Genomic DNA, 8,855 nt, shown 5'->3' with positions numbered 1-8,855 from the left:
CTTCAATGGTATTCAAGCGGGCGACCACATCATCCCAGCTCTTCATGCCCATTTCGATAGGATTGGTCACAGGCCCCGCGGCTTGGGCTTCCAGGCTTGATGCCCTGCCATCCCAGAACTGCACCGCATTGAATGCCGAATTCCACACGGTTGGGGCGCTACGTCCGCCGGTTTGGCCGTTAACGCCCATTGCGTTGGGCCGGTTATCTTCTCCGCCCAGCATCGTGTTATGGCAGGACGAACACGACACCGTACCCGTAGAAGACAAGCGCGGGTCGTGGTACAACATTTTACCCAACTCAACCTTGGCGGGAGTCGTGGGATTGTCAGCAGGCGCGGGCGCTTCGATAGGCAAAACATCCCAAGCCGTAGCCACAGAAACCGAACTTGCCAAGGCAACTGCCGTTAGCAGCGAATGAAACTTAGTCATACTCTCCTCCATTGTTATTATTGCTAGTCAGACCACTTATACCCTAAGATATAAACAATCCAGTAACCTTTCTTATTTTCGGCTGAATTGTAAAATATAAATCAGGCTAGGTACAATCATATTACAGCCTATCTTTTTCCCGACAGGGGTATTGAAAACATGTCACTCGCTGAAAAAATTATCCTGACCGCCGAAGAATACCTGCAAGGGGAAGAAATGGCTGACTTCAAACACGAATACCAGAACGGGGAAGTGTGGGCGATGGTGGGCGCTACCGATAACCACGTCACCATCGCCTTGAATCTCGCTTTGCTGCTCAAGCAGCACCTCAAAAATACGCCCTGCCGAACCTACATCTCAGACATGAAAGTCCAGGTGGACAAAGCCGGTGCCTTTTTTTATCCTGATGTCATGGTCACCTGCAACCCTAAAGACCAGGCCAATACCCTGTACAAACAACACCCCTTATTTATCGCTGAAGTGCTGTCGCCTTCCACGGAAGCCTTTGACCGAGGCAATAAATTCAACGCCTACCGGCAACTGGACAGCTTACAAACCTACTGGCTGATCGACACCAACGCCATGCGTGTAGACAGCTTTACCCGCACCCAAAACGATGACTGGCTGCTGCACAGTTACACCCAAGCGGATGGACGGGTTGAAATAAAAGGTGTTGAAGTGAAATGTTTATTAAAAGAGCTTTACGAAGACACCTTGCCAAACATTTAAAGATTCGTAGGGTACGCTGTGCGTACCATCGACCGTCGAAAAGGTACGCGCAACGTACCCTGCTAAACTTTCATCATTTCAAATCAATGGGCAATCAGGGGGGAATCACAAGGGTTGCCCCTACAACTATTTTTCCAGCACGTCATTCCGGCAGGATTGCCGAGATGACGAATGCCCCCTACAACTGACAAAAATTGTCACTATTTGACAGTAGAGTGGGCAAACAGCTTCGCCTAAAGCGCCTACTGTTGGTATTGTTTGCCCACCATTTGTCGGTGGGCAGAAAAGCATTACCCACCCTACACTACTGTTTTATTGACTACAAAACAACTGTCTAGCTGATTCTGGCATATCCAGCGGCCTAGTTTTTAAGGATTGCCAAAAAAGTTGGCACAGTACCTGCTTTAGCTATTGCGTAGCATAAGCAACACACAAATTTTTAGCACCCAACTTAACCAACAAAGGAACTTAAAATGAAACATCAAATGCAAAAAATCCAACAAGGTTTTACCTTGATCGAACTGATGATCGTGGTCGCCATTATCGGCATCCTGGCGGCGGTGGCTTTACCGGCGTATCAGGATTACGTCGTACGTGCACGCATCACTGAAGGTTTAGGTTTGACTGAAAGCGCAAAAACTATGATTGCAAGTGAAGGGACGTCTTCCTTAGCAGACCTGACTCGCGTAACAAACTCGTGGAACTTACAATCCGGTGCCACGGGCGCTAACAGTAAGTACGTTCAAGCTATTTGTATGGGCCAAGGCGCAGCACCAGTAGCAGTCTGTCCTGCTCCCGGAGCTTTTACAGGTGTCATTACAATTAACTTCCTTCCTGCACCAGTGGGTTTAGGAGCGGCCGGAGCGCTCACAACCACCATACAATTGCATCCTTTTGTACGCACCACAGCTGCCCTCGCCCCAACTTTAGCTGCGGCGCTCGTTGCCGTGCCTCCAGCGACAGGTTCCCTGGATTGGGCTTGCGTATCTGCAACCAATGCAACGGCAGTAGCCCGCTTTCCTCTCCCCCCTGCCGCCATCGCTGCCGCTAACGCCGTACCTGCGCGCTTCGTCCCTGCTGAGTGCCGTTAATCGATAAGCACTAAACTGACCGGGGATAGCAGGGTGGGCAACGTTTTTCTGCCCACCTAAGCCAGCCCCGGCCAAGACAACAAACCCGACCCCCGCCAGGCCCTTCCTGCCGGGGTTTTTTTATTTCAAACCCGATGCACCAAGCACTACGTCGTATTTGAAATAAACTAAACTTGCTTGTAGGGGCTGGCCTTGTGCCTGCCCTTCCTGATAGGCCACCACAAGATAGGGCAACCCGTAATAGGGCAACCACAAGGGTTGCCCCTACGGTAAGTTGGCGCTTATGGCCCAAACACTTTCTCCCTTAGGGGGAGGGTAATGATTGAATTTTTAGAGGTTTCTTAATTTACAATACTAACAATTAACAATATGAAAAATCGGTTTACTGCATTTTTGGCACACTTGGCCCTATCAGGCCTGGTTGCCGCATTGGCAATCTACATAGTGTTTTTTGTCTGGTATCCGGCGCCGCTGCATACTGCGGTCGGCGTTACCCAGATTTTTCTGATGCTGTTGGCGATAGACATCACTATCGGCCCGGTGATTACCCTAATCATTTATAAACCCAATAAGCCTTCGTTGAAGTTTGACCTGACCGTGATCGCATTGTTGCAGTTGACAGCCTTATGCTACGGCATGAACACGGTGTTTGAAGGCCGCCCCGCGTTTGTGGTGTTCAATGTCGATAGGTTCGATGTGTCAAGGGCTCACGAGATTGACCCTGCCAGCGCCGCCAAAGCTGAGAAAAACGATAATGAGCCTGGAAAAATCAGTTGGTTGCAGCCCAAATGGGTGGCGGCAGTGGGTTCTAAAGACCCTAAACGCCGCCAGGAAATTTTGTTCTCGTCCGTGGTGGGCGGCGCAGACTGGCCACAATTGCCGGAACTGTTTGTGCCGCTGGCTGACATCAAAAAGCAAATGCTGGAACGGGCAAAATCCTTGGCGGAACTTCGCAAGTTGCACAGAAAGGACCCTGACATACTAGAAGAATTGGCAACCTGGAAAGACAACGAAGTGAAGTGGCTACCTTTACACGCCCCAGCCAAGGATGGGGTGGTGTTGGTTGATGCCCATTCAGCAACTGTCATCCAGTCGCTTGATATTAAGCCGTGGCCTTAGCCCACACAGGAAAGAGCCGTAGGACGGATTAGCCGCGCAAATATTGAAATAGTTTATAAAAACAGGACACTTCCATAAACAGACTTATAATGTCAAAAGAGATGAACATGGGCTTCCAAAAGAAAACCGATCAGCTACTGTACAGGTTGCTTGCTAAGCTAATACAGTTGCCATCTTTTCCTGTTTTTGAGGATAATAGCAAAAATTAATTAAGGGGATGGGGCTGTTATGACTGAAATGTTTTTTACCGTAAGTGTGATCTTTGTCGGTTATGTCGTTTATGTATTAGTGGACGAACAACTGACCATTGCCAATACCTTAGTCATTGAGGTTAATCCTGAACCGCCAGTCGCGGCTGTCAATCCATCAACAGCTAGGCCTGCCCGCAACAATGCAAAAGCGCCTAAAGTAAAGCCAGTTGCTGAAACAATAAGAAAGGGTATGCCAGAACTTGTCGGTATGACCGCAGGCAGTATCTGGAGATATTTGAATAAAAACGGCCCTACCTCTGTCGCAAAAATGGTCAGGGAACTTCCGGATGATAGCAAAACAGTCCAACGCAGTATCGGCTGGTTAGCCCAGGAAGGCAAAATAACCCTCAACAACATTGGCCGGGTTGAGACCATTGCCTTGAAAGACTAGTGCAGCACCTATTTTGTATAGGCGATTAGACCATGAATGAAATTGTTAAATATCAATATATTATAAACACACCTCTTCATTCAACGTAGTTTTATCATTGCCGAATATTTATCCTAGTTTAGTTTTTACCAAAAGAGACAACGCCAGAATAACAAGACAGGCCAGCCACCCCAGCATTTGGCAGTTGGTTAAGGCGAAAGTTGTTGCCCAGACCAGCCTTTCCCCAACATCAGGATATGCCAGTATAAAATCACGCCCCACCATAAAGGCTTTAGTTTCACCCACTGCAAGGCCTGCTGCATAGAACAGCATCAACCAGCCGATATGCTTGTTTCGTTGATTATTCGCAGGATTGCGGCCAATTAATCTATTGAAATCAAGGTTGGACAGCGCGACTCGATCAACTAGACAGCGCATGCAGGCTAATCCTAAAAGCCCGGCTATGGGGATAACGGCCAGTTCAAAAGGGAAGCTGACGTAACGCCCATCCACTGCCAACAAGTAAGTTTTGTAAAGGGACAACGCTATAACGATCAAATAAAAAGCATCTAGCGCAGTGATCACGGTTTTTTTTGTTTCTGCACCCGTAAGCAGGTTGCTCGCCCTGTGGATGACAAAACCAGCGACTGCAATATTTAAAAGGGCAATCAGCACGGCCTTTGTCCGTTGCCAGTCATCATAACTGGTGTACCAAGTCTTATCGGCCTGAAATACCAGCAAGGCGCAAAGCACCTGAACAAATATCAGGAAAGCCGCCACCTTTAGCGAAGGCAGGTTTTGCAGTTTTTTGGCATGGCAACAGACAACTAGCGCCATGATTAACGATGTAATCAGGAACTGGTCAAACCACTTGGCGTTTTCGTAGACTTTCCCGGTCAAAGGGAAAATTTCTTTGCGATCGACGGAGAATAGCCCCCAGTTTGCACCGACAACGCCTTCCAGTTCGCTTTTCCAGGATTGGTTAAAGGCTTCGACTATATTGACATCAAAATGGTTGTCGGCGGCCACTTTGAGCAAACCGCGAATGAAAGCCGCCTCATTAACCACGCTGGGAATCGCCCAGCCGCGCTGCCTGCCCTCGCTAGGCCAGCCGGATTCGCCTATGAGTATGGGTTTGCCGGGTGCAATACGCTCTGCTTCTTCTCGTACCTGTTTGTAAATGCGCTCGATATGCGCCGGGGCGTTTTCGACAGGAATCGGCTCGTCTTCCCAATAAGGCAGGATATGGATGGTAATAAAATCCACTTCCTTGATTAAACCAGGATATTTCATGTACATAGACCAGACATCGGCATAAGAAACGGGTTGTTTGACACGTTTTTTGACTTCGCGGATGTATTTGACCAGCTCTTCCGGCGTCCTTTCTCCGCGCAGCAGCACTTCATTGCCGACGATGACGCGCTTAACAACATCAGGATAGGTATTGGCAGCATAAACAAGTTCATCCAATTCTTTTGGAATATCTTTATCAACATAACCAATCCAAGCGCCCTGAATCATTTTTAAGCCGTGTTTTCGCGCTAATTCAGGAATAACTTTCAGGCCTAGTGCGCTGGCATAGGTACGGATGGTGTGGGTTTTACCCGCTAACAATCGCAAATCTTCGTCGATTTGTTCAGGGGTAGAAAACTCCTCTGTCAAAGGGCTTTGCCCTTCCCGAAAAGGCGCATAAGAAAGGCTGTTAAGCTTTCCGTCCGACACATCCAAGCCCACATCTTCGGGCAAGTTAGTCAGGTAACCCAACAAACCGTTGAACAACATTATCAGTGCGGTAAATAAAACAATTCTCATAATTAAAAAAATTCCCCAATAGGTGTCAAGTTCACTACTCAAAAACAGTCCAGTTCGATTTATCATTTACGCTTAATCCTCCCATTCCAGTTCAGCATAAGCCTTGGTCACGTTTTTGCGGTGAAATTCTTCAAACAACCTCCAACGGCCATTAAACGAAAGGCCAATTGTTGATACGGCATCCTCTAAAAACACACCCTTCTTTATCGCAGCCCTTAATTCGGTTAGCAAGGCGCTTAGGTATTCTTTTTCAGGCAACATGCTTTTCGGCCAATCGGTAACTAGGCCACCGTGTCCTGGAATGACTATTTTATAGGATTTAGCTTCCAGCTTGTCCAACTCTGCCAACCACCCTTTAAGGCTACCATCAATAGAGGGCAAGTGTTCGGTAAATAGCAGGCCGGACAACCATAAGGTATCGGTGTGGGTCATACGCGCTAAGATCGTTATCGGTATGCGCTGCCGGATGGGCGGCAAGCTTGAGGATTCTTCCGCCTAAGTCGAGATCAAGTTCACCGCTTACCAAAATATCAGGGGGGATGATCTCGTTTGTTGTTAGGGTAATCCCCAGTAACCTGGGCGCTTTTTGGATGTAATAATCGCCGCGTACGGACATCGCCCGTGCCAGTTTTTCATGCCCGACAAATTTAGCGCCCGTATTTTTAAACGCCGAATTGCCATAAATATGGTCGGGATGAACGTGGGTGTTAATCACATAACAAACCGGTTTAGGCGTGGTGTTTTCTATGGCGTTCCTTAACGCCCTGCCCTGCCCTGGATTGCCCCCGGTATCAATCACTGCTACACAGCGCTGGCCGACAATAAAGCCGATATTGGCAATAGCGCCATGATTTTTAGTATCGGAAAATTCTTGAACGCCCCAATGCACATAAATGCCCGGCGCAACTTGGTTGACGGATAATACCGGCGCAGCGAATTCCGCATGGGCTGATAACAACGCAACCAAAACAATCAAGATTTTCATCAATAACCCCTTACAGGAAAAAGCAGTATGGCAAAATGATAAGGTATTTAAACAATGCCTATCTATAATAATACGCACATTATGATTTACAGAAAGCGATTCAAAACGTGATTTGACCTTCGCTTTTCGAGTAGTGTATAACCACACTAGGTGTTTAGTCCCAAAATTAAGTGGTCTGTATTAATTGTAAGAATTGTCGGCATTTTTGTTTATGCGCCTGTGAGGACACCACTTATGCCAAGCCGACTTTTGAAATTAGCTGTGACTTATGGGTAATCAGGTAGACCATTAACTTTGAGGCCGCGTCGACCAATATGGTCTGGACGACTGACATCACCTACGTCTGGACACTGGAAGGATAGCTTTATGTCTCAGTTGTCATTGATCTTTTCTCCAGGCAAGTCGTGGGTTAGTCGATTGACGGCTACATGTGGGCTTCGCTGTGTGCCGTCGCCTTGCAAATGGCGTTTTGGCGGCGAAGACCTGACCCTGGCTTACTGCATCATTCCGACCGGGATAGCCAATATGCCAGCCAGGAGTACCGTGGCCACTTAGCCATAATGAAGATACAACAAAGTATGGGCAGAAAAGGGGATTGTTGGGGTAATGCCCCCTGAATTGGCCGACGGATGGTTGCCTTGGGGCATGCGGGCATCGGCAACTTTAAGGGCTGCCTGCCCGGCACCTACCACGGCGTGTCAGGCCGCCATGTGCAAGAATGCCTGGACGAGTTTTGCTGCCGCTTGAACCGGCGCTTTTGGGAATACCAAATCCCCAACCGCTTGCCGAAGCTGTGCGTCATGCACCAACCGGATTTTCTGCAACCTGTGGGTTGTTCATGGCCATGTAAATTTTTAATGATGGATATTCAAGCACTAAAAGACTGCGTTCCGACCTCACCAGCGTTTGTGCTGGATGAAATTGGGGTGCTGAAGGGTTTGAAGGCATTGGCAATCCTTCGTGAGCGCAGTGGCTGCAAATTGTTGTATTCAATCAAATCATTGCCTTTGTCCGCTGTCCTGGAGTTGTCAAAGCCGTACGTTGATGGTTTTTCGGTGAGTTCGTTGTTTGAAGCGCGATTGGCGGATGAAGTCTTGGCAGGGCAGGGTAGGCTCCATTTAACTACGCCTGGAATTAGGCCGGATGAGATCAATGAATTGACATCACTTTGCTCCCACATCAGTTGCAATTCCATTAGCCAGTACGGGATGGTTTCAAATGTTGCCAAAAATCAGGCATCAATCGGCCTACGGATTAACCCGAAGCTTTCTTTTACTGCGGACGCACGTTACGACCCCTGCCGACAGTATTCAAAATTAGGCGCTGATATGGATGATGTGTTGCGCTCTGATATTGTCGGGGAAATTAAGGGATTGCATTTTCATACCGTTTTTTCCGCGACAGATTATGCGCCGCTCATGCAAACATTGGATAAGCTGCGGCATTTCATGGGCGATGGTTTTACTGGGCTTGATTGGCTGAATCTTGGCGGTGGTTATTTGTTCGACCAAATCGCTGATGACAGTGGCTTTGTTGAGAGGATAGCCCAGTTAAAAAATGATTTCGATTTGGAAGTCACTATCGAGCCGGGCAATGCAGTCGTGGGGGATGCAGGTTATTTGCTGGCGACCGTGATTGATTGCTTTAACAGTGACGGCAAAACCATTGCGGTATTGGACACCTCAGTCAATCATCATCCCCAGGTGTTTGAATATCAGCGCCAACCGGAAGTTTGCGGACATGACCCGAATGGTCTTTATCCCGTCATTTTGGCAGGGAGTACATGTTTGGCTGGCGATATATTTGGGGAATACCGTTTTAACCAGGCACTGTTGGTTGGAGATAAGGTTGTCTTTAAACAGGTTGGCGCTTATAGCCTGGTTAAATCTAGCCGGTTTAATGGGTATAATCTACCCGATGTTTACACGGCCAATGGTGAGCAGATAAGGCGAATAAAACACCACACTTATCAAGATTATCGGCAACAATGGATGTCCGATGAATAACTTATAATCCACCACGAAGAACACGAAGAAAAATATATAAACTTCGTGTCCTTCGTGGTACA

The 8,855-nt window shown here is 47.9% G+C and carries 10 protein-coding genes; 6 read left to right on the top strand and 4 right to left on the bottom strand.

Features of this window, described 5'->3' with window-relative positions:
• A partial coding sequence (locus ACLQ6D_RS02580) for a cytochrome-c peroxidase (RefSeq protein ID WP_411725695.1) occupies positions 1 to 430 on the bottom strand: 430 nt, incomplete at its 3' end.
• Positions 431 to 589: 159 nt separating this feature from the next.
• Between ACLQ6D_RS02580 and ACLQ6D_RS02575 the strand changes: the two genes are divergently transcribed.
• From ACLQ6D_RS02575 to ACLQ6D_RS02560, 4 genes are all read left to right on the top strand, one after another.
• Positions 590 to 1,159, top strand: a complete 570-nt coding sequence (locus ACLQ6D_RS02575; protein ID WP_411725694.1) for a Uma2 family endonuclease — start codon at positions 590 to 592, stop codon at positions 1,157 to 1,159.
• A gap of 473 nt (positions 1,160 to 1,632) precedes the next feature.
• Positions 1,633 to 2,250: a pilin gene (locus ACLQ6D_RS02570; protein WP_411725693.1), complete on the top strand. Its 618-nt coding sequence runs from the start codon at positions 1,633 to 1,635 to the stop codon at positions 2,248 to 2,250.
• 369 nt (positions 2,251 to 2,619) lie between these two features.
• A complete protein-coding gene (tfpZ, locus tag ACLQ6D_RS02565; protein WP_411725692.1) occupies positions 2,620 to 3,369 on the top strand; it encodes a TfpX/TfpZ family type IV pilin accessory protein in 750 nt (249 codons plus the stop codon).
• A 228-nt stretch (positions 3,370 to 3,597) separates the two neighbouring features.
• A complete protein-coding gene (locus tag ACLQ6D_RS02560; RefSeq protein WP_411725690.1) occupies positions 3,598 to 4,011 on the top strand; it encodes a winged helix-turn-helix domain-containing protein in 414 nt (137 codons plus the stop codon).
• Between the two features lie 108 nt (positions 4,012 to 4,119).
• Here ACLQ6D_RS02560 and ACLQ6D_RS02555 read toward each other — a convergent pair whose 3' ends face one another.
• From ACLQ6D_RS02555 to ACLQ6D_RS02545, 3 genes are all read right to left on the bottom strand, one after another.
• Complete coding sequence (locus ACLQ6D_RS02555; RefSeq protein ID WP_411725689.1) at positions 4,120 to 5,802, bottom strand: exo-beta-1,3-glucanase; 1,683 nt, start codon at positions 5,800 to 5,802, stop codon at positions 4,120 to 4,122.
• 72 nt (positions 5,803 to 5,874) lie between these two features.
• A complete protein-coding gene (locus ACLQ6D_RS02550; protein ID WP_411725688.1) occupies positions 5,875 to 6,234 on the bottom strand; it encodes a hypothetical protein in 360 nt (119 codons plus the stop codon).
• Positions 6,170 to 6,787: an MBL fold metallo-hydrolase gene (locus ACLQ6D_RS02545; RefSeq protein ID WP_411725687.1), complete on the bottom strand. Its 618-nt coding sequence runs from the start codon at positions 6,785 to 6,787 to the stop codon at positions 6,170 to 6,172. The genes ACLQ6D_RS02550 and ACLQ6D_RS02545 overlap by 65 nt, the downstream gene beginning before the upstream one ends.
• A gap of 428 nt (positions 6,788 to 7,215) precedes the next feature.
• Here ACLQ6D_RS02545 and ACLQ6D_RS02540 point away from each other — a divergent pair, with 428 nt between their 5' ends.
• The gene (locus tag ACLQ6D_RS02540) at positions 7,216 to 7,404 is read left to right on the top strand and encodes a DDE-type integrase/transposase/recombinase (RefSeq protein WP_411725686.1); all 189 of its coding nucleotides are present in this window, start codon (positions 7,216 to 7,218) and stop codon (positions 7,402 to 7,404) included.
• 12 nt (positions 7,405 to 7,416) lie between these two features.
• A complete protein-coding gene (locus ACLQ6D_RS02535) occupies positions 7,417 to 8,793 on the top strand; it encodes a carboxynorspermidine decarboxylase (RefSeq protein WP_411725685.1) in 1,377 nt (458 codons plus the stop codon).
• The last annotated feature ends 62 nt before the right edge of the window (positions 8,794 to 8,855 follow it).

The organism is Methyloglobulus sp., from assembly GCF_046714055.1.
Lineage (GTDB): Bacteria > Pseudomonadota > Gammaproteobacteria > Methylococcales > Methylomonadaceae > Methyloglobulus.
This window is presented reverse-complemented; position numbering and strand designations above follow the sequence as displayed.